Here is a 26,182-nt window from a genome sequence, read left to right on the forward strand (position 1 = left end):
TGAGGCCCGCCCCCCGACAGGGGAGGCGGGCCTCACGTCTTACTGCTCTACCGCAGCCGATCGGCTACCGGGACCGGAGCGTCAGCTCTGGCCGCCGGCCAGCTTCTCGCGCAGGGCGGCGAGGGCCTCGTCCGACGCCAGGGCGCCGGAGTTGTCCGCCGACTCCGAGGAGTAGGAGCCGCCACCGCTGCCGCCGGAGGCAGCCGGGGCGTTGCCGGCCGGGGCGGCAGCGCCCTCGGCGGCAGCGGCCTCGTCGGCCTCGCGGGACTTGATGACCTGGGCCTGGTGCTGCTCGAAGCGCTGCTGCGCCTCGGCGTACTGGGTCTCCCAGACCTCGCGCTGAGCCTCGAAGCCCTCGAGCCAGTCGTTGGTCTCGGGGTCGAAGCCCTCGGGGTAGATGTAGTTGCCCTGGTCGTCGTACGACGCGGCCATGCCGTACAGGGTCGGGTCGAACTCGACCGACGCCGGGTCCCCGCCGAACGCCTCGTTGGCCTGCTTCAGCGAGAGGCTGATGCGACGGCGCTCGAGGTCGATGTCGATGACCTTGACGAAGATCTCGTCGTTGACCTGGACGACCTGCTCCGGGATCTCCACGTGGCGCTCGGCCAGCTCGGAGATGTGGACCAGACCCTCGATGCCCTCGTCGACGCGCACGAACGCACCGAAGGGAACGAGCTTGGTGACCTTACCGGGAACGACCTGCCCGATCTGGTGCGTCCGGGCGAACTGCTGCCACGGGTCTTCCTGCGTCGCCTTGAGCGACAGGGAGACACGCTCGCGGTCCATGTCCACGTCGAGGACCTCGACGGTGACTTCCTGGCCGACCTCGACAACCTCGGAGGGGTGGTCGATGTGCTTCCACGACAGCTCGGAGACGTGGACGAGACCGTCGACGCCACCCAGGTCCACGAAGGCACCGAAGTTGACGATCGAGGAGACGACGCCGGAGCGGACCTGACCCTTCTGCAGGGTGGTGAGGAACGTCTGACGCACCTCGGACTGGGTCTGCTCGAGCCAGGCACGGCGGGACAGGACCACGTTGTTGCGGTTCTTGTCCAGCTCGATGATCTTGGCTTCGAGCTCCTTGCCCACGTAGGGCTGGAGGTCGCGCACACGACGCATCTCGACGAGCGACGCCGGGAGGAAGCCACGGAGGCCGATGTCGAGGATGAGACCACCCTTGACGACCTCGATGACGGTGCCGGTGACGATGCCGTCCTCTTCCTTGATCTTCTCGATGGTGCCCCAGGCACGCTCGTACTGAGCGCGCTTCTTCGAGAGGATCAGGCGGCCTTCCTTGTCCTCCTTCTGGAGAACCAGGGCCTCGATCTCGTCACCGACCTTGACGACCTCGTTGGGGTCGACGTCGTGCTTGATCGAGAGCTCGCGGCTCGGGATGACACCTTCGGTCTTGTAACCGATGTCGAGGAGAACCTCGTCCCGGTCAACCTTGACGATGACACCGTCAACGATGTCGCCGTCGTTGAAGTACTTGATCGTCTCGTCGATCGCCGCGAGGAACGCGTCCGCGTCGCCGATGTCGTTGACCGCAACCTGCGGAGTGGTGGCGGTGGTCTCGGTGCTGCTCGTCATGTGGGAAAGGGCTCCGGTACGGACAGAGAGTCGTAGGTACTGCTACGCCGAAAGCCCGTATCGCCTCTGCAGAAGCCGGACAGCCTGGAAAGCACCCGACCGATGATCCGGAAGGAGCCTCGACAACCGAGGGGACATGCAACAGACGCGAGCGCGGCCTGCTAGGTCTGAGGCGCGCAGGCTCGCAGCGCAACTTGTAGCATACGGGGGCAGCCGGACAGGGTCAATGCGCGAAGGCGCACACCCGGGGCACAACGCCCCAATCCCGGCACAACTCACGTTCACCGAGGCCACATCGGCCGCGGCGGCGTGTCGCGGGCGCGCGGGGGCGTCCCGTACGGCCCCGTGCGGGCACCGCCCGCACGGACGGTGAAGGCAAACTACAACGACGGGCACGATGAGCCAAGAGATCCACGGGTGGGAACCTGAAGCGACGCGCCGGGAGGCCGGTGACGCCGAGAGCAGCCGGGCGAACCGGGGCTGGTGGGACAGGAACGCCGACGAGTACCAGAGCGACCACGGGGCGTTCCTCGGGGACGACCGGTTCGTCTGGGGCCCGGAGGGACTGGACGAGGCGGAGGCCGCCCTGCTGGGACCCGCCGCCGGCCTGAAGGGCCGGGACGTCCTGGAGATCGGGGCGGGCGCCGCCCAGTGCTCCCGCTGGCTGGCCGCCCAGGGCGCCCGGCCCGTCGCCCTCGACCTCTCCCACCGCCAGCTCCAGCACGCGCTGCGGATCGGCGGCGGTGTGCCGCTGGTGGAGGCCGACGCGGGGCGGCTGCCGTTCCGGGACGGTGCCTTCGACCTCGCCTGCTCCGCCTACGGCGCGGTGCCGTTCGTCGCCGACCCCGTCCAGGTCTTCCGCGAGGTGCACCGGGTGCTGCGCCCCGGGGGACGCTGGGTGTTCTCCGTGACGCACCCGGTCCGCTGGGCGTTCCCCGACGAACCCGGCCCGGAAGGACTCTCCGTCGCCGCCTCCTACTTCGACCGCGTGCCGTACGTGGAACAGGACGAGGAGGGGAACGCCGTGTACGTCGAGCACCACCGGACGCTCGGCGACCGGGTGCGGGACGTGGTGGCGGGCGGCTTCCGGCTGCTGGACCTGGTGGAGCCGGAGTGGCCGGCCTGGAACCACCAGGAGTGGGGCGGCTGGTCCCCGCTGCGCGGCAACCTCATCCCCGGCACCGCGGTCTTCGTCTGTGAGCGGGACCGCCGCACCTGGTGACGGAGGGACCCGTGCGCGTACGGGACCGCGCGTACGAGACTGGGGGCGTGATCCGTACCGACGCCCTGGACCAGTTGCCCGTGCGCACCGCCGTGCCCGCCCTTCGGCGGGCGCTCGGTGACCACGGTGCCGCGGTGCTCTGCGCACCCCCCGGCACCGGCAAGACGACCCTCGTGCCGCTGGTGCTCGCCGGACTGACCGGTGGAGGGCCGGCGCGCCGGGTGGTGGTGGCCGAGCCCCGGCGGATCGCGGCCCGCGCGGCGGCCCGGCGGATGGCGTGGCTGCTCGGGGAGAGCACCGGTGAGCGGGTCGGCTTCACGGTGCGCGGTGAGCGCCGGGTGGGCCCCGGCACGGTGGTGGAGGTGGTGACCACCGGGGTGCTCCTCCAGCGCCTCCAGCGCGATCAGGAACTGGCCGGCGTCGACGTGGTGGTCATCGACGAGTGCCATGAACGCCATCTGGACGCGGACACGGTCGCCGCGTTCCTCCTGGACGTGCGGGAGACCGTCCGGCCCGAACTGCGTCTGGTCGCCGCGTCGGCGACGACGGACGCGGAGGGCTGGGCGCGGCTGCTGGGCGACGCCCCGGTGGTCGAGGCTCCCGGTGTGTCCCATCCGGTGGAGGTGGTGTGGGCCCCGCCGCCGTCTCCCGTACGGCCGCCGCACGGGATGCGGGTCGATCCGGCGCTGCTGGCGCACGTGGCCGCCGTGGTGCGCCGGGCGCTCGTGGAGCGGGACGGTGACGTGCTCTGCTTCCTGCCGGGCGTCGGGGAGATCGGCCGGGTGGCCGGGCAGCTCACGGGTGTGGACGCCGAGGTGCTCCAGGTCCACGGGCGGGCCCCGGCGGCGGTGCAGGACGCGGTGCTGGCCGGGTCAGGGGGCGGGCGGCGGGTGGTGCTGGCGACGTCCGTGGCGGAGTCGTCGCTGACGGTGCCGGGGGTGCGCGTCGTCGTGGACTCGGGGCTGGCGCGGGAGCCGCGGGTGGACCACGCGCGGGGGTTGAGCGCGCTGACGACGGTACGGGCGTCGCAGGCGGCGGGCCGCCAGCGGGCGGGCCGGGCCGGGCGTGAGGCGCCGGGCGTGGTGTACCGCTGCTGGGAGCGGGCGGAGGACAGCCGGCTGGCCCGCTTCCCGTCGCCGGAGATCAAGGTGGCCGATCTGGCGGCGTTCGCGTTGCAGGCGGCCTGCTGGGGCGACCCGGACGCCTCGGGCTTGTCCCTGCTGGACCCGCCGCCCGCCGGGGCGATGGGCGCGGCCCGGGAGGTGCTGGAGGCGATCGGCGCGGTGGACGCGGCGGGCCGGGTGACGTCCCGTGGCGTGCGCATGTCCCGGCTGGGCCTGCACCCCCGGCTGGCCCGCGCGCTGCTCGACGGGGCGGCCCAGGTGGGCGGGCGCCGGGCCGCCGAGGTGGTGGCGCTGCTCGGCGAGGAGCCGCCGCGGGAGTACGGGGACGACCTGGCGGCCGCCCTGCGCGCGGCCCGGCGGGGCGGGGACGGGTACGCGGCGCGCTGGCGGCAGGAGGTGCGGCGGCTGTCGGCCGCCCTGGAGGGGGCGTCGCGTTCCGGGGCGCCTTCCGGGGGTGGGACGGCCGGGGCGCCTTCCGGGGGTGGGACGGCCGGGGTGCCTTCCGGGGGTGGGGCGGCCGGGGTGTCGGACGACGTGGCTGTCGGACTGGTGGCGGCGCTGGCGTTCCCGGAGCGGGTGGCGCGGGCCCGTGGGCAGGGGGCGTTCCTCATGGCGTCGGGCACCGGCGCCGAGCCGCGCGAGGGCTCGGGGCTGCGCGGCGCGCCGTGGCTGGCGGTCGCGGTGGCCGACCGGCCCGCGCACGCGGTGTCCGCGCGGGTGCGGCTCGCGGCGGTCGTCGACGAGGACACGGCCCGGCTGGCCGCCGGGCATCTGCGGTCCGCGGGTGAGGAGGTGGGCTGGGCGGACGGCGACGTGGTGGCGCGTGCGGTGGAGCGGCTGGGGGCGATCGAGCTGTCGGTGCGCGCCCTGCGGCAGCCCGCCCCGGACCTGGTGCGGGAGGCCCTGCTGGAGGGGCTGCGGACCGAGGGGCTCGGGCTGCTGCGGTGGAGCCGGGACGCCGAGCAGCTGCGGCTGCGGCTCGCGTTCCTGCACCGGGTGCGGGGGGCACCGTGGCCGGACGTGTCCGACGGGGCGCTGCTCGCGTGCGCCGGCGTGTGGCTGGAGCCGGCGCTGTCGCGGGCCCGGCGCCGCGCGGATCTGGCGCGGATCGACGCGGGCCAGGCGCTCCGCGTCCTGCTGCCGTGGGCGTCGGGCGAGGCGGCCCGGCTGGACGAACTGGCTCCGGAGCGGATCGAGGTGCCCAGCGGGTCCCGGGTCCGGGTGGAGTACGGCGGTGAGCAGCCCGTCCTCGCCGTGAAGGTGCAGGAGTTGTTCGGGCTGCGGGAGACGCCCCGGGTGGCCGGGGTTCCCGTACTGGTGCATCTGCTGTCCCCCGCCGGGCGGCCCGCCGCGGTGACGGCGGACCTGGCGTCGTTCTGGCGGGAGGGCTACCGGGCGGTGCGGGCCGAGCTGCGCGGCCGCTACCCGAAGCATCCGTGGCCCGAGGACCCGGCGTCCATGGAGGCGACCCGTCTCACCTCGGCGCGGCTCCGCGGCCGGTAGCGCCGCCGTACGGCCCGTACATCCCGGCACGGCCGGACCGCCGTGGTGTGCGCGCGGCGGCCCCCGGCCGAGCGTACCTGGCCGGGGGCCGCCGTGGGCCCGGTGCGGGTCAGGCGGCGGGCGGTGCCGTGACCGTGAGTTCGACGGTGAGGGTCACGCCGCTGTCCGTGGTGAGGCGCAGCGTGTAGGTGCCCTCGGTGTCGTCGGCGTGGACGGCCGGGAGTTCCAGGACGCCGTCGTCGCCGGTCCTGAGGCCGGTGAGCGTACGGAGCACCTCGCCGTCCGCTCCCTTGAAGTACGGGCCCTCGTCGTTCTCGGTGGGTGTGGCGCCGTCGGTGACCAGGGTGGCGGTGACGGCGGTGCCCGCGAGGCCCTCGCCCTTGTACGTCGCCCTGACCTCGACCGGGGCGAACGTGGCGCCCGGGGCGGCGGTCAGCGCCTCGTCGCCGGTGCGGGTGAGCGCGTCCGCCTGACGGGCGGTGACCTGGGCGGCGAAGGTGAGGGTACGCGGACGCGGGGTGCCGGCCACGGCCGTCACCGTGAACGCGCCCGTCTTCTCACCGGCCGTCAGGACCGGTGCGGTGGCGATGCCGTCGGCCCCGGTGGGGACGGTGACGGTGCTCGCGCCGCCCGCGAACCGGGCGTCGGTGCCGCCGGTCAGGGTGAAGGTGATCTCGGCCTCGGCGAGCGGGGCGCCCAGGGTGTCCCTGGCCTTGACCGCGACCCGTCCGGCGAACGCCTCGCCGGCCGTCGCGGTGAGGGCGGGGGTGCCGGCGTTCTCGATGCTGCCGAGCGTCCGGGGCGGTTTCGGTGTGGTGGGCGGTGTCGTCGGCTCGGTGGGCTTCGACGGTTCGGGCGTGGGGCTCGTGCCGCCGCCCGGCTTCGACGGGGTGGGGGTCGGAGTGGGCTTCGGCTTCGGCTTCGTGCCGGTGGAGCCGCTCGGCGACGGGGTGGGGGTCGGGGTCGGGGTCGGCGACGGGGAGGAGCCGGCGCCGGTGCCGGAGGGCAGGACACCGGTGCCGTCGGGCACCTCGTGCGTACCGCGGTTGTAGAAGTCGAACCAGGAGCGCACCGTCCGCAGGTACTCCTGCGAGTGGTTGTAGCTCAGCACCGCCCGGTCGAGGTCCGCGGCCACCGCCAGGTCGCGCCCGCCCGCGCAGAGGTAGCGCCCGGCGGCCAGCGCCGCGTCGTAGATGTTGTTGGGGTCCTTGCGCCCGTCGCCGTTGCCGTCCTGGCCCCACACCTCCCAGGTCGACGGGATGAACTGCATGGGGCCGACCGCGCGGTCGTGGGTCGCGTCGCCGTCGTACGCACCGCCGTCGGTGTCCTTGATCAGCGCGAAGCCCTGGCCGTCGAGGACGGGGCCGAGGATCGGGGAGAACGTCGTGCCGTTGGCGTCGACCTTGCCGCCGCGCGCCTGGCCCGACTCGACCTTGCCGATCGCGGCGAGCAGTTGCCACGGCAGGCGGCAGGCGGCGTCGGTGCGGCCGACCTCCCGCTCCGCCTTCTTGTACGCGTCCAGGACGGTCGCGGGTATGCCCGCCTCGGTGGTTCCGGTCGCCGGGAGGTCCACGGAGGTGCCGGGCTTGTCGGGGGTGACGAGCGGCGGAAGGTCGGTGTGGTAGGGCGAGTTGCCGGTGGCTCCGCCGTCGCCGGGGTCCGTGTCGGTGCCGGCCGCCGCCGGGTCACCGCCCGCGCTGTCCTGGGACGTGGCCGCGGGGGCCTGGGAGGCGGCGAGGGCCGCCACCGCGACCGCGACGACGGCGGTGCTGGTGGCCCCCCTGCGCAGCCTGCGGCCGAATTGCGCTGCCATGTGTTCTGGTCCCTCCCCGTCGACGCCTGTCCGCGCTCCCCGGCGCGAGGACTCTGGCGACCCTACGACACCATGGAGCGCCCGGACACCGGCACATGACCGCCTCTTACGGTTTTTTCACGTTCGCGTCAGCGCGTGTGCCGAGTCCGTTCACCGGGGTTGCGGCGGCGGTCGGCGAGGGCTCACGGGGGGCTCGCAGGGGGGCTCACGCATACTTGCGCCGTGCCGTTCACACTCAGCCATGCCGCAGCCGTCCTGCCCGGGATCCGCCGTTCCGGCGCGGGCCGCGGCCCGCTCGTCGCCTCGGCGCTCGTGGCGGGCTCGTTCGCACCGGATCTCACCTACTACGCGGACACCGTGATCCCCGGGGCGATGGAGTTCGGCGCGGTGACCCACGCCGCGTGGGGGGTGGTCACGGTGGACGTCCTCGTCACCGGCGCCCTGGTGGCCCTCTGGCTGATGCTGCGCGAACCGCTGGTGGCGCTGCTGCCCGCGCGGTGGCGCGGACGGGTGCACGCGTTCCTGCGGGGGCGCCGCCGGGAGCCGGGGCCCTTGACGGCGGCGGAGGCCGGGTGGTTCGTGCTCTCCGCGGTCATCGGCTCGGCCACCCATGTGGTGTGGGACGCGTTCACCCATCACGACCGGTGGGGCACGGAGTTGGTACCGGTCCTCGGCCGGAGCGTCGGCGGCCACCCGGTGTTCCAGCTCGTCCAGTACGGCAGTTCGGCGGTGGCCCTGGGGGCGCTGGCCCACTTCGTGTACAGGGGGCTGCGGCACGCCGGGCCGGTCGCGGCACCGCCGTCCGTGCCGGTGCTCGGCCGGGCCGGACGCCGGTGGGCCCTCGGGCTGCTCGGGCTGTGTGTCCTGCTGGGCACGGTCCACCGCTGTGCCCGCTGGTACGCCTACTTCGGGCGGGTGGACACCCCGCTGGACATCATCCCGACCGCCTGCTTCGGCGCCGGGGCGGGACTCGGAGCCGGTCTGCTGCTGTACGGGGCGTGGACGCGGCTGCGCGGGCGGCGTACCCCCGGCGCACCGGACGGGCCGCGCACCGGCCACCAGGCCCAGGCCGACCGGGGCGCGGGGGCCTGACCCCGCCGGGCCCCGGACCGTGGGCCCGACGCGCGGCCGCCGGCGCCCGGCGGTGGACCGGTGCCCGGCGCGAGGCCGCCCGGCGCGGCCTCGCCCGGCGCCCCGTGCTCAGTGCGCCGCCGACTCCCAGTCCCGGCCGACGCCGACCGAGACGTCCAGCGGCGCACGCAACTCGACCGCACCGGACATCTCGTGGCGCAGGATCTCCTCGACCCGCTCCCGCTCGCCGGCGGCGATCTCCAGGACGATTTCGTCATGGACCTGGAGCAGCATCCGGGACGTCAGCCGCGCCTCCCTGAGCGCCCGGTCCACGTGCAGCATCGCGACCTTCACGATGTCGGCGGCCGTCCCCTGGATCGGGGCGTTCAGCGCCATCCGCTCGGCGGCCTCACGGCGCTGGCGGTTGTCGCTGTTCAGGTCCGGGAGGTAGCGGCGGCGGCCGAGGATCGTCTCGGTGTATCCGGTGGCCCTGGCCTCCTCCACGACCCGGTGGAGGTAGTCGCGCACCCCGCCGAACCGCTCGAAGTAGGTGTCCATCAGGGCGCGGGCCTCACCGGCCTCGATGTTCAGCTGCTGGGAGAGCCCGAACGCGGACAGCCCGTACGCCAGTCCGTAGGACATGGCCTTGATCTTGCGGCGCATCTCGGCGTCGACCGCCGTCTTCCCGACACCGAACACCTGCGAGGCGACCGTCGTGTGCAGGTCCTCGCCCGAGGTGAAGGCCTCGATCAGGCCGGCGTCCTCGGACAGGTGCGCCATCACCCGCAGCTCGATCTGGCTGTAGTCGGCGGTCATCAGCGACTCGAAGCCCTCGCCGACCACGAAGCCCCGGCGGATGGCCCGGCCCTCGTCCGTACGCACCGGGATGTTCTGGAGGTTGGGGTCGGTGGAGGAGAGCCGGCCCGTCGCGGCGACCGTCTGGTTGAACGTGGTGTGGATCCGGCCGTCCTCGCCGATCGTCTTGATCAGCCCCTCGACCGTCACCCGCAGCTTCGCCTGCTCACGGTGGCGCAGCATGATCACCGGCAGCTCGTGCTCGGTCCGCTCCGCGAGCCACGCCAGCGCGTCCGCGTCGGTGGTGTACCCGGTCTTCGTCTTCTTGGTCTTCGGCAGCGCCAGCTCACCGAAGAGGACCTCCTGGAGCTGCTTGGGCGAGCCGAGGTTGAACTCCCGGCCCACCGCGGCGTGCGCCTCCTTGACCGCCTGGAGCACGGCACCGGCGAACTGCTGCTCCATGGACTCCAGGTGGTCCCGGTCGGCGGCGATGCCGTGCCGCTCCAGCCGGGCCAGCAGGATCGAGGTGGGCAGCTCCATGTCGTGCAGCAGACCGGTGGCGCCGACCTCCTCCAGCCGGACCGTGAACGCCTCACCGAGATCGAGCACGGCACGGGCCTGCGCCATCAGCGCGTCGGCCTCGGCACGGTCGTCCGCGCCGAAGGCGAGCTGGCCGTCGGCCGAGGGGGCAGGGGCGAGCTCGCGGCCGAGGTACTCCACGGCCAGCGCGTCCAGGGCGAAGGAGCGGCGGCCCGGCTTCACGAGGTAGGCGGCGAGCGCGGTGTCCATGGACACGCCCTCCAGCCGCCAGCCCTGCTCGGGGAAGACCCGCAGGGCGTTCTTCGCGTTGTGCATGACCTTGGGCCGCGCCGGGTCCGCGATCCAGGTGGCGAGCGCCCGCTCGTCGGCCTCGTCCAGCTCGGCCGGGTCCAGCCAGGCGGCGGGCCCGTCCGCGGTGGCGAGCGCGATCTCGGTGACCGAGCCGGCGCCCAGCGACCAGGTGTCCACGGTCATCACACCGAGCGGCTGGTGGCCGTGCTCCTCCAGCCACGGGGCGACCTCGCCCGCCCCCAGCACCGCGCCGTCGAGCTCGACACCGGCCGCGGGCTCCGGGGGCCCCGCCTCCTCGGCACCGGGATCCACCGCCAGCAGCCGCTCGCGCAGGCTCGGATTACGGATCTCCAGTATGTCCAGGATGCCCGTGACCGCCGAACGGTCGTACGGCGCGCGCTCCAGCTCCTGCGGGGCCTTCGGCAGCTCCACGTCCCGGACCATCTCGGTCAGCACCCGGTTCATCTTCACCGCGTCCAGGTGGTCGCGGAAATTCTGCCCGGCCTTGCCCTTGACCTCCTCGGCGCGCTCGACCAGCTCCGCGAACGAACCGAACTGGTTGATCCACTTCGCGGCCGTCTTCTCACCGACCCCGGGGATCCCCGGCAGGTTGTCCGACGGGTCGCCGCGCAGCGCCGCGAAGTCCGGGTACTGGCCGGGGGTGAGCCCGTACTTCTCCTGGACCTTCTCCGGGGTGAAGCGCGTCAGCTCCGAGACGCCCTTCGTCGGGTACAGCACCGTCACGTCGTCCGTGATCAGCTGGAAGGAGTCCCGGTCACCGGTGACGATCAGCACCTCGAAGCCCGCCGCCTCGGCCTGCGTGGCCAGCGTCGCGATGACGTCGTCCGCCTCGAAGCCCTCGATCGCGAACCGGTCCGCGCGCATCGCGTCCAGCAGCTCGCCGATCAGCTCGACCTGCCCCTTGAACTCGTCGGGGGTCTTGGAGCGGTTCGCCTTGTACTCGGGGAACTCCGTCGCGCGCCACGTCTTACGGGACACGTCGAACGCCACCGCGAAGTGGGTCGGCGCCTCGTCGCGCAGGGTGTTCGCCAGCATCGACATGAAGCCGTACACGGCGTTCGTCGGCTGCCCCGTCGCCGTCGTGAAATTCTCCGCGGGCAGGGCGAAGAACGCCCGGTACGCCAGGGAGTGCCCGTCCATGAGGAGCAGGCGCGGTCGGTTGTCTGCCGTCTTCTTCGATGCCGTCTCAGCCACGCCCCCGATCCTGCCACGGACCACTGACAATCCGGACCGGCCGCCGCCCGGCCCGCCCCTCCTACCACACGCCCCCGCACAGCCGTGCCGTCCCCCCCGTTCCCGGAGGTCCGCCCGCCGCCGTCCCATGACAGGATCGAGGGTCAGCGAAGCGACGACGCAAAGGGGAGCACCATGGCCACCAAGCCCCCGACCGGTGACCCGGTCCAGGACGCACCGCGGGTCGAGGCGGCCCAGCACTCCGCGGCGGGTCTGCCCGCCGTCGCCCAGTCCCTGCGCATCGCCCAGCAGCAGATGGGGATACGCCGGAGCGCGCGGACCCTCCTCAAGGTCAACCAGAAGAACGGCTTCGACTGCCCCGGCTGCGCCTGGCCCGAGGGCGACAAGCGGCACATCGCCGAGTTCTGCGAGAACGGCGCCAAGGCCGTCGCCGAGGAGGCGACCCTGCGCCGCGTCACCCTCGATTTCTTCGCCGCCCACCCGGTCGCCGACCTGGCCGAACGCAGCGGCTACTGGCTCGGCCAGCAGGGACGCATCACGCAACCTGTGTATCTGCCCGAGGGCGCCGACCGGTACGAGGCCGTGACCTGGGAACGCGCCTTCGAGATCATCGCCGAGGAGCTCACCGCCCTCGACTCCCCCGACGAGGCGCTCTTCTACACCTCGGGCCGCACCAGCAACGAGGCCGCCTTCCTCTTCCAGCTCTTCGCCCGCGAGTTCGGCACCAACAACCTCCCCGACTGCTCCAACATGTGCCACGAGTCGTCGGGCTCCGCCCTGACCGAGACCATCGGCGTCGGCAAGGGCAGCGTCAGCCTGGAGGACCTCCACCAGGCCGACCTGATCATCGTCGCCGGCCAGAACCCCGGCACCAACCACCCCCGCATGCTCTCCGCCCTGGAACAGGCCAAGAAGGCCGGAGCGAAGATCATCTCCGTCAACCCGCTGCCCGAAGCCGGCCTCGAACGGTTCAAGAACCCCCAGACCCCCTCCGGCATGCTCAGGGGCGCGGCCCTCACCGACCTCTTCCTGCAGATCCGCATCGGCGGCGACCAGGCGCTCTTCCGGCTGCTGAACAAGCTGATCCTCCAGACCGAGGGAGCCGTCGACACCGCCTTCGTCGAGGAGCACACCCACGGCTACGAGGAGTTCGTCCGGGCCGCCCGCGAAGCCGACTGGGACGAGACCCTCACCGCGACCGGACTGGACCGCCCCGCCATCGAGCGGGCCCTCGCCATGGTCCTCGCCTCACGGCGCACCATCGTCTGCTGGGCCATGGGCCTCACCCAGCACAAGCACTCCGTCCCCACCATCCGCGAGATCGTCAACTTCCTCCTGCTGCGCGGCGACATCGGCCGCCCCGGCGCCGGGGTGTGCCCCGTCCGCGGACACTCCAACGTCCAGGGCGACCGCACCATGGGCATCTTCGAGCGCCCCTCCGACTCCTTCCTCGACGCCCTCGACAAGGAATTCGGCATCACCTCGCCGCGCCACCACGGCTACGACGTCGTGCGTTCGATCCGGGCCCTGCGCGACGGCGACGCCAAGGTGTTCTTCGCCATGGGCGGGAACTTCGTCGCGGCCACCCCCGACACGGCCGTCACCGAGGCCGCCGTACGCAAGGCGCGCCTCACCGTCCACGTCTCGACCAAGCTCAACCGCTCGCACGCCGTCACCGGCACCCGCGCCCTGATCCTGCCCACCCTCGGCCGCACCGACAAGGACGTCCAGGACGGGCGCAAGCAGGTCGTCAGCGTCGAGGACTCCATGGGGATGGTCCACGCCTCCCGCGGCAACCTCACCCCCGCGAGCCCCCACCTGCTCTCCGAACCCGCCATCGTCGCCCGGCTCGCCCGCGCCGTCCTCGGACCCTCCTCCGCCACCCCCTGGGAGGAGTTCGAGAAGGACTACGCGGCCGTCCGCGACCGCATCTCCCGCGTCGTGCCCGGCTTCGAGGACTTCAACGCACGCCTCGCCGCCCCCGGCGGCTTCGCCCTCCCCCACGGCCCCCGCGACGAACGCCGCTTCCCCACCGCCACCGGCAAGGCCAACTTCACCGCCGCCCCCGTCGAGTACCCGCGCCTCCCCGAGGGCCGCCTGCTCCTGCAGACCCTGCGCTCCCACGACCAGTACAACACCACCGTCTACGGCCTCGACGACCGTTACCGCGGCATCAAGGACGGCCGCCGCGTCGTCCTCGTCAACCCCGACGACGCGGCGGCCCTCGGCCTCGCCGACGGCGCCTACACCGACCTCGTCGGCGAATGGCGCGACGGCGTCGAACGCCGCGCCCCCGGTTTCCGCGTCGTCCACTACCCCACCGCACGCGGCTGCGCCGCCGCCTACTACCCCGAGACCAACGTGCTCGTCCCGCTCGACTCGACCGCCGACACCAGCAACACCCCGGCCAGCAAGTCGGTCGTCATCCGCTTCGAACAGCCCTGATCCGCCCCGCGCCGCACTGCCCTAAGCGTCCGCTCAGCCGTCTGATAGGAACAGTGCGCACGGCCCCGCCGTGCGCACAGCGAGGACCCACCGCAGACGATCGGAGCCGCACCCCATGGGCGAGAACACCGCACCCGCCTTCCCCCAGGAGATCATCGACGAGTACGCCGCGCTCGGAGTCGACCTGCCCGCCCTCTTCTCCGCCGGCCACCTCGGCGAGCGCATGGGCGTCCGCATCACCGAGGCGTCCGCCGACCGCGTCGTCGGCACCATGCCCGTCGAGGGCAACACCCAGCCCTACGGACTCCTGCACGGCGGCGCCTCCGCCGTCCTCGCCGAGACCCTCGGCTCCGTCGGCTCCATGCTCCACGGCGGCGCCACCAAGCTCGCCGTCGGCGTCGACCTCAACTGCACCCACCACCGGGGCGTCCGCGCCGGCCTCGTCACCGGCGTCGCCACCCCCGTACACCGCGGCCGCACCACCGCCACGTACGAGATCGTCCTCACCGACGAGGACGGCAAGCGGGTCTGCACCGCCCGGCTCACCTGCCTCCTGCGCGACGCGCCCCGGCCCGCCGCAGGCTGAACACCCCTTCGTCCACACCCCTCCGCCCGGCCCGGAACGCACCGCATTCCGGACCGGGCGGAGCCATATCCGAAGCGTCAGGGGCGAGTTGACGCCTACTCACGGTCAACACCCTTGACCGCCACTCCCGTTCCATGCGCCACTTCAGCAGCCATGCCACCCGCCACCCACCGGCGCGCACACCCCACGGATGTAACACTGCGTAACAACTGCGCAATACACCGAAGAGGGCACCCGCACCCCGGAACCGACCCCCGGCCGGCACCCGCGCCCCTTGCGCCCCGATTCGTGCGACAGCACCAAGATCACCTCAAGCCCCTTAGCAGAGCTGGGTGTTCTCACATCGCGGTCACTTCGGCGCCAGGGAAAAAATCGCACATGTCCACACTGCGACCACCGAGCGTTCCCCATGGCATAACAAGACAGTCACATCATTTGCGGACCCGTCCCGCACCCCCGCACCTGCGCTTAGAGTCACGGCCAGTCACCGCGCCGCCGGGCGCGTCTGCTGCACGGACCTGTATCGACCAGTAGGCCCCGGCGATCGTCACGGCACCTCAGCAGAGGGGGCCGCGCCAGGGAAAGGACCTTTCGTGCGACACCGTTCTTTGCTCATACTCACCGCAGTCCTCACCACCGGAGCTCTCACTCTCACCGCCTGCGGATCGCGCGACGACGACAAGGGCGGCAGCGGCGGCGACAGCGGCAACCAGACCGTCGTCATCGGCCTCGACGCGCCCCTGACCGGCGACCTCTCCGCGCTCGGCCTCGGCATCAAGAACTCCGCCGACCTCGCCGTCAAGATCGCCAACAAGGACAAGACCGTCCCCGGCGTCACCTTCCAGCTCAAGGCCCTCGACGACCAGGCCCAGCCCTCCGTCGGCCAGCAGAACGCCACCCAGTTCATCCAGGACAAGAAGGTCCTCGGCGTCGTCGGCCCCCTGAACTCCGGCGTCTCCCAGTCGATGCAGAAGCCGCTCAACGACGCCAGCCTCACCCAGGTCTCCCCCGCCAACACCGGCACCGAGCTGACCCAGGGCAACAACTGGAAGACCGGCGACAAGCAGCGCCCCTTCAAGACCTACTTCCGCACCGCCACCACCGACGCCATCCAGGGCGCGTTCGCCGCGAACTACCTCTACAAGAACGCGAACATCAAGGACGTCTACCTCATCGACGACCAGAAGCCCTACGGCGCCGGCCTCGCCGCCTCCTTCAAGACGACGTTCACCGAACTCGGCGGCAAGATCGTCGGCACCGACCACGTCAACCCCGACGACCGCGACTTCAACTCCGTCGTCACCAAGGTCAAGGGCTCCGGCGCCAAGGCCGTCTACTACGGCGGCGAGTACCCCGCCGGCGCACCCCTGAGCCAGCAGCTCAAGGACAGCGTCAAGATCCCCCTCATGGGCGGCGACGGCATGTACAGCGCCGACTTCATCAGCCTCAACAAGAAGGCCGAAGGCGACATCGCCACCTCCGTCGGCAAGCCCGTCGAAGAGCTCGAATCGGCCAAGAAGTTCATCGCCGACTACAAGACCGCCGGATACAAGGACGCCTACGAGGCCTACGGCGGCGGCACCTACGACGCCACCTGGTCCATCATCGAGGCCGTCAAGGCCGTCGTCGCCGACAACGACGGCAAGCTCCCCGACGACGCCCGCACCAAGGTGCTCGACGCCATGAGCAAGGTCCAGTTCGAAGGCGTCACCGGCCCTGTCTCGTTCGACGAGTACGGCGACACCACCAACACCATGATGACCGCCTACCAGGTCACCTCCGGCAAGTGGACCTCCAAGCTCAGCGAGGCCGTCAAGTAACACCGCCCAGGCCACCACACCCGGGCTGCAGCACACCCACAGCACACAGACCGCGCGGGAGCGCTACGAGCACTCCCGCGCGGTGCCATATCCGAACCACTCCACGGAGGCCCTGCGGTGAACGAACTGCCGCAACAGCTGGCCAATGGACTCATCCTCGGCGCGATGTACGGTCTCATCGCGATCGGTTACACGATGGTCTACGGAATCATCCAGCTCATCAACTTCGCACACGGCGAGATCTTCATGATCGGAGGCTTCGGAGCCCTCACCGTCTACCTCGGGCTTCCGTCCGGATTCTCCCTCCTCGCCGCGATACCCCTCATGATCGCCGGCGGAGTCGTCTGCTCCGTCGCCATCAGCGTCGCCGCCGAACGCTTCGCCTACCGCCCACTGCGCGGCGGACCACGCCTCGCCCCCCTCATCACCGCCATCGGCCTCTCCCTCGCACTCCAGCAGGCCGTATGGATGTGGTACCCCAACGCCACCAAGGACCGCTCCTTCCCGCAGTTCAAGGGCGAGGCGATCGACATCTTCGGCGCCAGCATCCAGCGCGGCGACCTCTTCGTCATCATCGCGGCCCCCGTGTGCATGCTCGCCCTCGGCCTCTTCGTCTCCAAGACCCGGGCCGGCCGCGGCATGCAGGCGACCTCCCAGGACCCCGACACCGCCAAGCTCATGGGCATCAACACCGACCGCGTCATCGTCATGGCCTTCGCCATCGGTGCCGCGTTCGCCGCCGTCGCCGCCGTCGCCTACGGGCTCAAGAACGGCCAGATCGGCTTCCGCATGGGCTTCATCATGGGCCTCAAGGCCTTCACCGCCGCCGTGCTCGGCGGCATCGGCAACATCTACGGCGCCATGCTCGGCGGAGTCGTCCTCGGCGTCGCCGAAGCCCTCGCCACCGGCTACATGAGCGACGTACCCGGCATGGAACTCTTCGGCGGCGGAGCCTGGAAGGACGTCTGGGCCTTCGTGCTCCTCATCCTCGTCCTCCTCATACGCCCCCAGGGCTTGCTGGGCGAACAAGTCGCGGACAGGGCGTGATGACCATGACCAGCCACACGCACGGAGCCACGCCCGTCATCCCCCTCCCCGCCACGGCCGCCCGCGCGGTCACCACGGCCGGAGCCGCCCTCACCGTCGTCTCCACCTTCCTCGCCTGGACGTGGACCTCCGAATTCCCCGGCGACCTGACCGTCAACGGATACCCCGGAGGCCTCCAGGTCCTCACCCTCGTCAGCGGAGCCCTCACCCTGCTGTACGCCCTCGCCGGCTACGGCATACGCGGGCTCGGCTGGCTCAACCCGACGCGCAGCCACAACTCCACGTTCTTCCTGGCCCTCGGCACCCTCGCCACCACCTGGTACGCGGTCATCTCGATCACCGCCGAACTCGGCGGCGTCGTCAACCTCGAACCCGGCGGCTACCTCGCCGCCGCCGCCACCCTGATCACCTTCCTCGGCGCACTCGGCCTGCCCCTCGACCGCAAGCCCGCCGAAGAACTGCCCCGGTGGAACTGGTTCCTCGCCGTCATCGTCGGCCTCCTCCCCTACCTCTTCTGGAGGCACATCCGCCTCGCGGGCGCCGACGGCCGGCCGCCCCGCGCCAAGGCACTCCCCTCCTGGGCCGAGATCCTCGTCATCGCCGTCTCCTTCGGCGTGGGCCTCCACGTCTTCACCTACGGCATCGACACCGAGTACGCCGAACTCTTCATCGGCTTCCTCGTCGCCGTCGGCTTCGGCTTCGCCGCGCTGACCCGGGCCGGACTCATCGCCCGCATCACCGCCCTCACCACCAAGCACCGCAACGTCACGCTCGTCGCCGCGCTCGTCGCCGCCTTCTGCTTCCCCTTCACCCAGCAGAACGAGCAGTACGCCCTCATCGGCGCGAACATCCTCATCTTCGCGACCGTCGCCCTCGGCCTCAACGTCGTCGTCGGCCTCGCCGGCCTCCTCGACCTCGGATACGTCGCCTTCCTCGGCGTCGGCGCCTACGCCGCCGCCCTCGTCTCCGGCTCCCCCATGTCCCCCATCGGCGTCCAGTTCCCCTTCTGGGCCGCCGTCCTCACCGGAGCCGCCGCCTCGCTCGTCTTCGGCGTCGTCATCGGGGCACCCACACTCCGCCTCCGCGGCGACTACCTCGCCATCGTCACCCTCGGATTCGGAGAAATCTTCCGCCTCACCGTCAACGCCCTCAACGGCGTCAGCGGCCCCGACCTCACCAACGGCTCCCAGGGCATCCCCAGCATCCCCGACCTCGAACTCTTCGGATTCGACCTCGGAATCAGCCACGACGTCGGCGGCTTCACCCTCGGCAGGTCCGCCAACTACTACCTGCTGATGCTCGTCTTCACCGCCGTCGTCGTCCTCGTCTTCCGACGCTCCGGGGAATCCCGCATCGGCCGCGCCTGGGTCGCCATCCGCGAGGACGAGACCGCCGCCACGGCCATGGGCATCAACGCCTTCCGGCTCAAGCTGCTCGCCTTCGCCCTCGGCGCCACCCTCGCCGGGCTCGCCGGGACCGTACAGGCACACGTCTCCTACACGGTCACCCCCGAGCAGTACCAGTTCGCCGGATCGGTACCGCCCAACTCCGCGTTCCTCCTCGCCGCCGTCATCCTCGGCGGCATGGGAACCCTCAGCGGACCCCTCGTCGGCGCCGCGCTGCTCTACCTCATCCCGGCCAAGCTCCAGTTCATGCAGGACTACCAGCTCTTCCTCTTCGGCCTCGCGCTCATCCTCCTGATGCGCTTCCGCCCCGAAGGCCTCGTCGCCGACCGCAGGAAGCAGCTCGAATTCCACGAGACCGGCCAGCTCGACGTACCACCGGACACACCACTCACCGACCAGGCCGCCGGCACCACGAAGGCGGGGGCGTGACCACCATGACCGCGACAGCCGCACCCACCACCGGCACCACCGTCCTCGACGCAGGCGGCGTCACCATGCGCTTCGGCGGCCTCACCGCCGTACGGAGCGTGGACCTCACCGTCGACGCCGGCGAGATCGTCGGCCTCATCGGGCCCAACGGCGCCGGCAAGACCACCTTCTTCAACTGCCTCACCGGCCTCTACGTCCCCACCGAGGGCACCGTCCGCTACAAGGGCACCGTCCTGCCGCCCAAACCGCACCTCGTCACCCAGGCAGGCATCGCCCGCACCTTCCAGAACATCCGCCTCTTCGCCAACATGACCGTCCTGGAGAACGTCCTCGTCGGACGCCACACCAGGACCAAGGAAGGCCTCTGGTCGGCCCTCCTGCGCCTCCCCGGCTACCACAAGGCCGAGAACGCCAGCCGCGAACGCGCCATGGAGCTCCTGGAGTTCATCGGCCTCGCCGACAAGGCCGAACACCTCGCGCGCAACCTCCCCTACGGAGACCAGCGCAAGCTGGAGATCGCCCGCGCCCTCGCCAGCGACCCCGGACTCCTCCTCCTGGACGAGCCCACCGCGGGCATGAACCCCCAGGAGACCCGGGTCACCGAAGAACTCATCTTCGCCATCCGGGACCAGGGCATCGCCGTACTCGTCATCGAGCACGACATGCGCTTCATCTTCAACCTCTGCGACCGCGTCGCCTGCCTCGTCCAGGGCGAGAAGCTCGTCGAGGGCACCGCCTCCGTCGTCCAGAGCGACGAACGCGTCATCGCCGCCTACCTCGGCACCCCCTTCGAAGGCGCCCCCGGCGCCGACGAGGTCGCCGAGGTCGAGGCGGCCGAGGCCGACGCCGCCGCCGCGGACCGGACACCCGCGGAACCGGCACCGGCACCAGCCGCACCGGCCGGACCCGCGTCCGCCGACCCGGCACCCCCCGAGGCGGGCGCCCCCCGCACCGGCACCCCCCGCACCGAAGAGGAAGAAGAGGAGGACAACCGATGACCGCGCTGCTAGAGGTCGAGGACCTCCGCGTCGCCTACGGCAAGATCGAAGCCGTCAAGGGCATCTCCTTCAGCGTCGAAGCCGGCCAGGTCGTCACCCTCATCGGCACCAACGGCGCCGGCAAGACCACCACCCTGCGCACCCTGTCCGGACTGCTCAAGCCCGCCGGCGGCCGCATCACCTTCGACGGACAGCCGCTCAACGGCATACCCGCCCACAAGATCGTCTCCCTGGGCCTCGCCCACTCCCCCGAGGGACGCCACATCTTCCCCCGGCTGACGATCACCGAGAACCTCCTCCTCGGCGCCTACCTCCGCAGCGACAAGGCCGGCATCGAGAAGGACGTCCAGCGCGCCTACGACCTCTTCCCCATCCTCGGGGAACGCCGGAAGCAGGCGGCGGGCACCCTCTCCGGCGGCGAGCAGCAGATGCTCGCCATGGGACGCGCCCTCATGTCCCAGCCCAAGCTGCTCATGCTGGACGAGCCCTCCATGGGCCTCTCGCCGATCATGATGCAGAAGATCATGGAGACCATCGTCGAGCTCAAGGCGGCGGGCACCACGATCCTGCTGGTCGAACAGAACGCCCAGGCGGCGCTCTCGCTGGCGGACCAGGGCCATGTCATGGAGGTCGGCAAGGTCGTCCTCTCCGGCACCGGCTCGGACCTCCTGCACGACGAGTCCGTCCGCAAGGCCTACCTCGGCGAGGACTGACACCCCCGCTTCACGGCGAAGGCCCGCACCCCGGTTCGTCGGGGTGCGGGCCTTCGCCGTACGCCTGTACGGGCCGCACAGGCCCGGTGTACGGGTACGGAAGGGCTACTCGGCGGCCTTCTTCTTCTCCTCGGCGTCCTCGATCAGCGCCTCGGCGAGCTGCTGCATCGACATCCGGCGGTCCATCGACGTCTTCTGGATCCACCGGAACGCGGCCGGCTCGGAGAGCCCGTAGTCCGTCTGCAGGATGCTCTTCGCCCGGTCCACCAGCTTCCGGGTCTCCAGCCGCTGGGCCAGGTCCGCGACCTCGCTCTCCAGCGCACGCAGCTCCGCGAACCGGGACACGGCCATCTCGATCGCCGGCACCACGTCGCTCTTGCTGAACGGCTTGACCAGGTACGCCATCGCCCCGGCGTCCCGGGCCCGCTCCACCAGGTCGCGCTGCGAGAACGCGGTGAGCATCAGGACGGGGGCGATGGACTCCTCCGCGATCTTCTCGGCGGCGGAGATCCCGTCCAGGACCGGCATCTTCACATCGAGGATGACCAGGTCCGGCTTGTGCTCGCGGGCCAGCTCGACGGCCCGCTGCCCGTCCCCGGCCTCGCCGACGACCGAGTAGCCCTCTTCCTCCAGCATCTCCTTGAGGTCGAGGCGGATGAGCGCCTCGTCCTCGGCGATGACGACGCGGGTCGTCAGCGGCGGGACGTGCGACTGGGCGTCGTCGGCGGCGTCTTCGGGCTGGGGCGACTCGGGGGTGGTCACGGGGGCTCCTTGTTCCAGGGCAGGTACAGCTCCCACGAGCCTACCTAGCTACGATAAGGTGGCACTACGCAGGGCAGTCGACGCCCTTCCTTTCTAAGGCCCCAGTACTCCAACTGGTTAGAGAGGCCGCTCTCAAACAGCGGACAGTGTGGGTTCGAATCCCACCTGGGGCACTTTTCCTTCGATTCCAAGGCAGCAAGAGGAATCGAAGAACTTCACTTGATCAGGTAATCACCGGTCATTCCCCGCCCGCGCCAGGACGCTTCGGACGAAGCTCGGACCCGTGTACGACGTGGGAACCCGCAAGCAGGCGCTGGCCCTGGTCTCACAGGGCCGCAGTCTCAACTCCGTGAGCAGGCAGACCGGCGTGTCGCGGGCCGCCATCCGCTCCTGGCGGACGCGTCTCGAACCCCTCTCCCTCCGGAGCAAGCCGTGCCCCCGCTGCTCCGAGACCCCACGGGATCCTGACGATCCCCCCGCCTACGCGTATCTGCTCGGCCTCTACCTCGGGGACGGCTGCATCAGCCCGGCCCCGCGCGGCGTCTACTTCCTGCGCGTCGCCTGCTCCGACGCGTGGCCGGGTCTGATCGACGCCTGTGCCGAGGCGATGCGGAGCGCGCGTCCGGACAACAAGGTGTTCCGCGTCCCACGGCAGGGCTGCCAGAACGTCACCTGCCACAGCAAGCACTGGCCCTGCCTCTTCCCCCAGCACGGCCCCGGCAAGAAGCACGAGCGCGAGATCGCCCTTGAGCCTTGGCAGCAGCGGATCGTGGACGCCCACCCGTGGGATTTCGTCAGAGGGCTCATCCACTCCGACGGATGCCGGATCACCAACTGGACCACGCGCATCATCGGCGGTGAGCGCAAGCGCTACGAGTACCCCCGGTACTTCTTCACCAACAAGTCCGACGACATCCGGGCGCTGTTCACCGACACCCTCGACCGGCTGGGAGTCGAGTGGACCCACTGCACCCGCGCCGGGAAGCCGTACAACATCTCCGTGGCCCGACGGGCGTCCGTCGCCCTCATGGACGCGCACGTCGGGCCGAAGTACTGACGGCCCTCACTTCGGGCTGTCGTCCTCGCCGATGTGGTGCACCCGGACCAGGTTCGTCGTGCCGGCGACCCCGGGCGGCGAGCCCGCGGTGATGACGACCACGTCGCCCTTGCGGCACCGGCCGATGCGCAGCAGTTCCTCGTCCACCTGCGCCACCATCGCGTCCGTCGATTCCACGTGCGGCCCCAGGAACGTCTCCACGCCCCAGGTGAGGTTCAGCTGCGCGCGGGTGGCCTCGTCAGGGGTGAAGGCGAGGAGCGGGATCGGGGAGCGGTAGCGGGAGAGGCGCTTGACCGTGTCGCCGCTCTGGGTGAAGGCGACCAGGGCCTTGGCGCCGAGGAAGTCGCCCATCTCCGCCGCCGCGCGCGCGACCGCGCCGCCCTGGGTGCGGGGCTTGTTGCGGTCGGTGAGGGGCGGGAGGCCCTTGGCGAGGATGTCCTCCTCGGCGGCCTCGACGATGCGGGCCATGGTGGCGACGGTCTCGACGGGGTACGTGCCGACGCTGGTCTCGCCGGAGAGCATCACCGCGTCCGTGCCGTCGATGACCGCGTTGGCGACGTCGGAGGCCTCGGCGCGGGTGGGCCGGGAGTTGTCGATCATCGAGTCGAGCATCTGGGTGGCGACGATGACCGGTTTGGCGTTGCGCTTGGCCAGTGTGACGGCGCGTTTCTGGACGATCGGGACCTGTTCCAGGGGCATTTCGACGCCGAGGTCGCCGCGGGCGACCATGAGGCCGTCGAAGGCCGCGACGATGTCGGCGATGTTGTCGACGGCCTGGGGCTTCTCGATCTTGGCGATGACGGGGAGACGGCGGTGCTCCTCGTCCATGACGCGGTGGACGTCGTGGATGTCGCGTCCGGTGCGGACGAAGGACAGGGCGATCATGTCGGCGCCGGTGCGCAGCGCCCAGCGGAGGTCGTCGATGTCCTTGGCGGAGAGCGCGGGGACGGAGACGGCGACGCCCGGGAGGTTGAGTCCCTTGTGGTCGGAGACCATGCCGCCCTCGATGACGACGGTGTGGACGCGGGGTCCGTCCACGCCGGTGACTTCGAGGGTGACGCGTCCGTCGTCGACGAGGATGTGTTCGCCCGCGCTGACGTCGGCGGCGAGGCCGTCGTAGGTGGTGGAGCAGATGTGGCGGTCGCCTTCCACGGGTTCGACGGTGATGGTGAAGTCGTCGCCGCGTTCAAGGAGTACGGGGCCTTCGGCGAAGCGGCCGAGGCGGATCTTCGGGCCTTGGAGGTCGGCGAGGATTCCCACGCCGCGGCCGGTCTCTTGGGCTGCTTTGCGTACGTGGCGGTAGCGCTCTTCGTGTTCGGCGTAGCTGCCGTGGCTGAGATTGAGGCGGGCCATGTCCATTCCCGCTTCGACCAGTGCCTTGATCTGCTCGTACGTGTCGGTCGCGGGGCCCAGGGTACAAACGATTTTCGCTCGGCGCATGGTTCGAGCGTAGACCTTACCTATGGGTAGGTATGTGGGTCCGTATGACAGCCCAACGTCCTTTCGATGAAGGGTTGTTGACAACTGTTGAAGTGTGCGGCGTGTCGCTCCGATGAGCGGCCGGTGCGGCGGGCGGGGCTGGTGGTCATCAGATCGCAACCTGCGCGGGGTGTTGCGGGTGTGGGTGGCTGAGCCAGAATCTACGCGCGTTGTTCGATCGGATGAGGAGTGAAGGATGCCGCTGAACCGTAGGACTTTTCTGGGCAGTTCGGCCGCCGCGGGTGCGGGTGCGGCGCTGGCGGGCGGGGTGGCCGCGGGTCCGGCGGTGGCGGCCGGTCACAAGGGGCCGGGGCATGGCCGCCCGTCGAAGCGGTACTCGTTCACCGTGATGGGGACGACGGATCTGCACGGGAACGTCTTCAACTGGGACTATTTCACGGACGGCGAATTCGATGACGCCGACCACAACGATGTGGGCCTGGCGAAGATCTCGACGCTGGTGAATCGTGTCCGCAAGGAGCGGGGCCGGCACAACACGCTGCTGATCGACGCGGGTGACACGATCCAGGGCACGCAGCTTTCGTATTACTACGCGAAGATCGATCCGATCACGGCGAGGCGTGGTCCGGTGCATCCGATGGCGCGGGCGATGAACAAGATCGGTTACGACGCGGCGGCGCTCGGGAACCACGAGTTCAATTACGGGATCCCGGTGCTGCGGAAGTTCGAGGAGCAGTGTGATTTCCCGCTGCTGGGGGCGAACGCGCTGGACGCCAGGACGCTGCGGCCGGCATTCGCCCCGTATGTGATCAAGCGGGTGCGGACGCCGTACGGGCGTGATGTGCGGGTGGCTGTCCTGGGGTTGACGAACCCGGGGATCGCGATCTGGGACAAGGCGAACGTGGGCGGGAAGATGGTGTTCCCGGGCCTGGAGGAGCAGGCGGCGAAGTGGGTGCCGAAGCTCCGTTCGATGGGTGCGGACGTGGTGATCGTGTCGGCGCATTCGGGTTCGTCGGGGACGTCGTCGTACGGGGACCAGCTGCCGTACGTGGAGAACGCCGCGGGTCTGGTGGCGGAGCAGGTCCCGGGGATCGACGCGATTCTGGTGGGTCACGCGCACGCGGAGATCCCGGAGTACGTGGTGACGAACAAGAAGACGGGGAAGCCGGTCGTTCTGTCGGAGCCGCTGAAGTGGGGGCAGCGGCTGACGCTGTTCGACTTCGATCTGGTGTGGGAGAAGGGGCGCTGGGTGGTCGAGAAGGTGGGGGCCCAGGTGCTGAACTCGAACACGGTCGAGGAGGACCGGGCGGTCACGTCGTTGCTCGCGGGTGAGCACCGGAAGGTCGTGGCGTATGTGAACCAGGTGATCGGTACGTCGGTGGCGGCGATGTCGACGGCCGAGGCGCCGTGGAAGGACGAGCCGGTCATCGACCTGATCAACCTGGTGCAGGCGGAGACGGTGCGGGAGGCGCTGGCGGGCGGGGAGTACGCGGGTCTTCCGGTGCTGTCGCAGGCGGCGTGCTTCTCGCGTACGGCGTCGATTCCGGCCGGCGAGGTGACGATCAAGGACGCGGCGGGGCTGTATCCGTTCGAGAACACCCTGGAGGCACGGTTGCTGACGGGTGCTCAGCTGAAGGACTACCTGGAGTACTCGGCGCGGTATTACGTGCGCACGGCCGCGGGGGCTCCGGTGGACACGTCGAAGCTGACGAACGCGGAGGACATTCCGGATTACAACTACGACGTGGTGTCGGGTGTGTCGTACGACATCGACATCGCGCAGCCGGTGGGTTCGCGGATCGTGGGGCTGTCGTTCGAGGGGGCGCCGCTGGATCCGGCGGCGGAGTTCGTGTTCGCGGTGAACAACTACCGGGCGAGCGGTGGGGGCAATTTCCCGCACGTTCCGGGTGCCAAGCAGTTGTGGGCGGATTCGGACGAGATCCGGAACACGATCATCGGGTGGGTGCAGGCGAAGGGTTCGGTGGATCCGGCGGAGTTCGCGTCGGTGGACTGGCGCCTGACGCGGGAGGGTGTGCCGGTGTTCTGAGCCGGGCCCCCCGGTTCCGGGGCCGGGGCCGGTGTTCTGGGCCGGGCCCTGGGGTTCCTGGCCGGCGGTTCCGGGGCCGGGGCCGGTGTGCTGAGCCCCGGCCCCGGCCCCGGCCCCGGCCCGCGGTCCGGCCGTGGTTCCAGTGAGGTGTGTGACGGCCCGTCGGTTCTTCCGGCGGGCCGTTCGGCGTGTCCGGGCGCCGGCACGGTGGCGGCCGTCTCCTGCGGGGGCGGTCGCCACCGTGCTGCCGGGGCGTGTCCGGGCC

17 protein-coding genes and 1 tRNA gene are annotated in these 26,182 nt (G+C 71.0%); 13 read left to right on the forward strand and 5 right to left on the reverse strand.

The annotated features are described in order from the left end of the window. Positions 1–81: 81 nt before the first annotated feature. Entirely contained in the window at positions 82–1,593 is a 1,512-nt protein-coding gene (gene rpsA / locus B9S64_RS06720) for a 30S ribosomal protein S1 (RefSeq protein ID WP_018104558.1), read from the reverse strand. A 397-nt stretch (positions 1,594–1,990) separates the two neighbouring features. On the opposite strand from rpsA, the gene B9S64_RS06725 reads away from it, so the two are divergent. Next, complete coding sequence (locus tag B9S64_RS06725; protein WP_103489743.1) at positions 1,991–2,815, forward strand: class I SAM-dependent methyltransferase; 825 nt, start codon at positions 1,991–1,993, stop codon at positions 2,813–2,815. 47 nt (positions 2,816–2,862) lie between these two features. After that, entirely contained in the window at positions 2,863–5,442 is a 2,580-nt protein-coding gene (gene hrpB, locus B9S64_RS06730) for an ATP-dependent helicase HrpB (RefSeq protein ID WP_109492212.1), read from the forward strand. A gap of 109 nt (positions 5,443–5,551) precedes the next feature. On the opposite strand, the gene B9S64_RS06735 is transcribed toward hrpB, so the two are convergent. Then, on the reverse strand, positions 5,552–7,255 hold the full coding sequence (locus tag B9S64_RS06735; RefSeq protein ID WP_103488666.1) for a lytic murein transglycosylase: 1,704 nt from the start codon (positions 7,253–7,255) through the stop codon (positions 5,552–5,554). 222 nt (positions 7,256–7,477) lie between these two features. On the opposite strand from B9S64_RS06735, the gene B9S64_RS06740 reads away from it, so the two are divergent. Further along, complete coding sequence (locus B9S64_RS06740) at positions 7,478–8,347, forward strand: DUF4184 family protein (RefSeq protein WP_109491992.1); 870 nt, start codon at positions 7,478–7,480, stop codon at positions 8,345–8,347. A 108-nt stretch (positions 8,348–8,455) separates the two neighbouring features. On the opposite strand, the gene polA is transcribed toward B9S64_RS06740, so the two are convergent. Continuing rightward, positions 8,456–11,167 carry a DNA polymerase I gene (gene polA, locus B9S64_RS06745; protein WP_109492213.1) on the reverse strand — a complete coding sequence of 904 codons (2,712 nt, stop codon included), beginning with the start codon at positions 11,165–11,167 and terminating at the stop codon, positions 8,456–8,458. A 174-nt stretch (positions 11,168–11,341) separates the two neighbouring features. On the opposite strand from polA, the gene B9S64_RS06750 reads away from it, so the two are divergent. The 7 genes from B9S64_RS06750 to B9S64_RS06780 all read left to right on the forward strand — a co-directional run bounded on the left by B9S64_RS06750 (position 11,342) and on the right by B9S64_RS06780 (position 20,611). Beyond that, positions 11,342–13,612, forward strand: coding sequence for an FdhF/YdeP family oxidoreductase (locus tag B9S64_RS06750; RefSeq protein WP_103488794.1), 2,271 nt, complete (start codon positions 11,342–11,344; stop codon positions 13,610–13,612). Positions 13,613–13,727: 115 nt separating this feature from the next. Beyond that, entirely contained in the window at positions 13,728–14,198 is a 471-nt protein-coding gene (locus B9S64_RS06755) for a PaaI family thioesterase (protein ID WP_103488793.1), read from the forward strand. A 608-nt stretch (positions 14,199–14,806) separates the two neighbouring features. Then, entirely contained in the window at positions 14,807–16,018 is a 1,212-nt protein-coding gene (locus B9S64_RS06760) for a branched-chain amino acid ABC transporter substrate-binding protein (protein ID WP_030631658.1), read from the forward strand. Between the two features lie 117 nt (positions 16,019–16,135). Then, the gene (locus tag B9S64_RS06765) at positions 16,136–17,065 is read left to right on the forward strand and encodes a branched-chain amino acid ABC transporter permease (RefSeq protein ID WP_103488792.1); all 930 of its coding nucleotides are present in this window, start codon (positions 16,136–16,138) and stop codon (positions 17,063–17,065) included. 5 nt (positions 17,066–17,070) lie between these two features. After that, the gene (locus B9S64_RS06770) at positions 17,071–18,900 is read left to right on the forward strand and encodes a branched-chain amino acid ABC transporter permease (protein ID WP_103488795.1); all 1,830 of its coding nucleotides are present in this window, start codon (positions 17,071–17,073) and stop codon (positions 18,898–18,900) included. Positions 18,901–18,905: 5 nt separating this feature from the next. Continuing rightward, complete coding sequence (locus B9S64_RS06775) at positions 18,906–19,898, forward strand: ABC transporter ATP-binding protein (protein WP_258037684.1); 993 nt, start codon at positions 18,906–18,908, stop codon at positions 19,896–19,898. Continuing rightward, positions 19,895–20,611, forward strand: coding sequence for an ABC transporter ATP-binding protein (locus B9S64_RS06780; RefSeq protein ID WP_028440255.1), 717 nt, complete (start codon positions 19,895–19,897; stop codon positions 20,609–20,611). The genes B9S64_RS06775 and B9S64_RS06780 overlap by 4 nt, the downstream gene beginning before the upstream one ends. A 105-nt stretch (positions 20,612–20,716) precedes the next feature. Here B9S64_RS06780 and B9S64_RS06785 read toward each other — a convergent pair whose 3' ends face one another. Further along, positions 20,717–21,373, reverse strand: a complete 657-nt coding sequence (locus B9S64_RS06785) for an ANTAR domain-containing response regulator (protein ID WP_103488790.1) — start codon at positions 21,371–21,373, stop codon at positions 20,717–20,719. A gap of 98 nt (positions 21,374–21,471) precedes the next feature. On the opposite strand from B9S64_RS06785, the gene B9S64_RS06790 reads away from it, so the two are divergent. Both B9S64_RS06790 and B9S64_RS06795 read left to right on the forward strand, forming a co-directional pair. Then, positions 21,472–21,546 (forward strand) — tRNA-Leu (locus B9S64_RS06790). A 110-nt stretch (positions 21,547–21,656) separates the two neighbouring features. Further along, positions 21,657–22,430 (forward strand): helix-turn-helix domain-containing protein, encoded by a 774-nt coding sequence (locus B9S64_RS06795; RefSeq protein ID WP_103488789.1) that lies wholly within the window; start codon positions 21,657–21,659, stop codon positions 22,428–22,430. Between the two features lie 6 nt (positions 22,431–22,436). On the opposite strand, the gene pyk is transcribed toward B9S64_RS06795, so the two are convergent. Further along, positions 22,437–23,870: a pyruvate kinase gene (gene pyk / locus B9S64_RS06800; RefSeq protein ID WP_103488788.1), complete on the reverse strand. Its 1,434-nt coding sequence runs from the start codon at positions 23,868–23,870 to the stop codon at positions 22,437–22,439. 235 nt (positions 23,871–24,105) lie between these two features. On the opposite strand from pyk, the gene B9S64_RS06805 reads away from it, so the two are divergent. After that, the gene (locus B9S64_RS06805; RefSeq protein ID WP_103488787.1) at positions 24,106–25,917 is read left to right on the forward strand and encodes a bifunctional UDP-sugar hydrolase/5'-nucleotidase; all 1,812 of its coding nucleotides are present in this window, start codon (positions 24,106–24,108) and stop codon (positions 25,915–25,917) included. Positions 25,918–26,182 lie beyond the last annotated feature (265 nt).

Origin of the sequence: Streptomyces sp. SM18 (assembly GCF_002910775.2) — a bacterium.
In the GTDB taxonomy this organism is placed as follows: Bacteria; Actinomycetota; Actinomycetes; order Streptomycetales; family Streptomycetaceae; genus Streptomyces; species Streptomyces halstedii.

Bases quoted from the DNA above. Each gene is read 5' to 3' on its own strand.
- B9S64_RS06775 (WP_258037684.1), top strand. From the start codon at position 18,906: ATGACCGCGACAGCCGCACCCACCACCGGCACCACCGTCCTCGACGCA.
- B9S64_RS06770 (WP_103488795.1), top strand. From the start codon at position 17,071: ATGACCAGCCACACGCACGGAGCCACGCCCGTCATCCCCCTCCCCGCC.
- B9S64_RS06780 (WP_028440255.1), top strand. From the start codon at position 19,895: ATGACCGCGCTGCTAGAGGTCGAGGACCTCCGCGTCGCCTACGGCAAG.
- B9S64_RS06805 (WP_103488787.1), top strand. From the start codon at position 24,106: ATGCCGCTGAACCGTAGGACTTTTCTGGGCAGTTCGGCCGCCGCGGGT.
- B9S64_RS06735 (WP_103488666.1), bottom strand. From the start codon at position 7,255: ATGGCAGCGCAATTCGGCCGCAGGCTGCGCAGGGGGGCCACCAGCACC.
- B9S64_RS06725 (WP_103489743.1), top strand. From the start codon at position 1,991: ATGAGCCAAGAGATCCACGGGTGGGAACCTGAAGCGACGCGCCGGGAG.
- pyk (WP_103488788.1), bottom strand. From the start codon at position 23,870: ATGCGCCGAGCGAAAATCGTTTGTACCCTGGGCCCCGCGACCGACACG.
- rpsA (WP_018104558.1), bottom strand. From the start codon at position 1,593: ATGACGAGCAGCACCGAGACCACCGCCACCACTCCGCAGGTTGCGGTC.
- B9S64_RS06755 (WP_103488793.1), top strand. From the start codon at position 13,728: ATGGGCGAGAACACCGCACCCGCCTTCCCCCAGGAGATCATCGACGAG.
- B9S64_RS06750 (WP_103488794.1), top strand. From the start codon at position 11,342: ATGGCCACCAAGCCCCCGACCGGTGACCCGGTCCAGGACGCACCGCGG.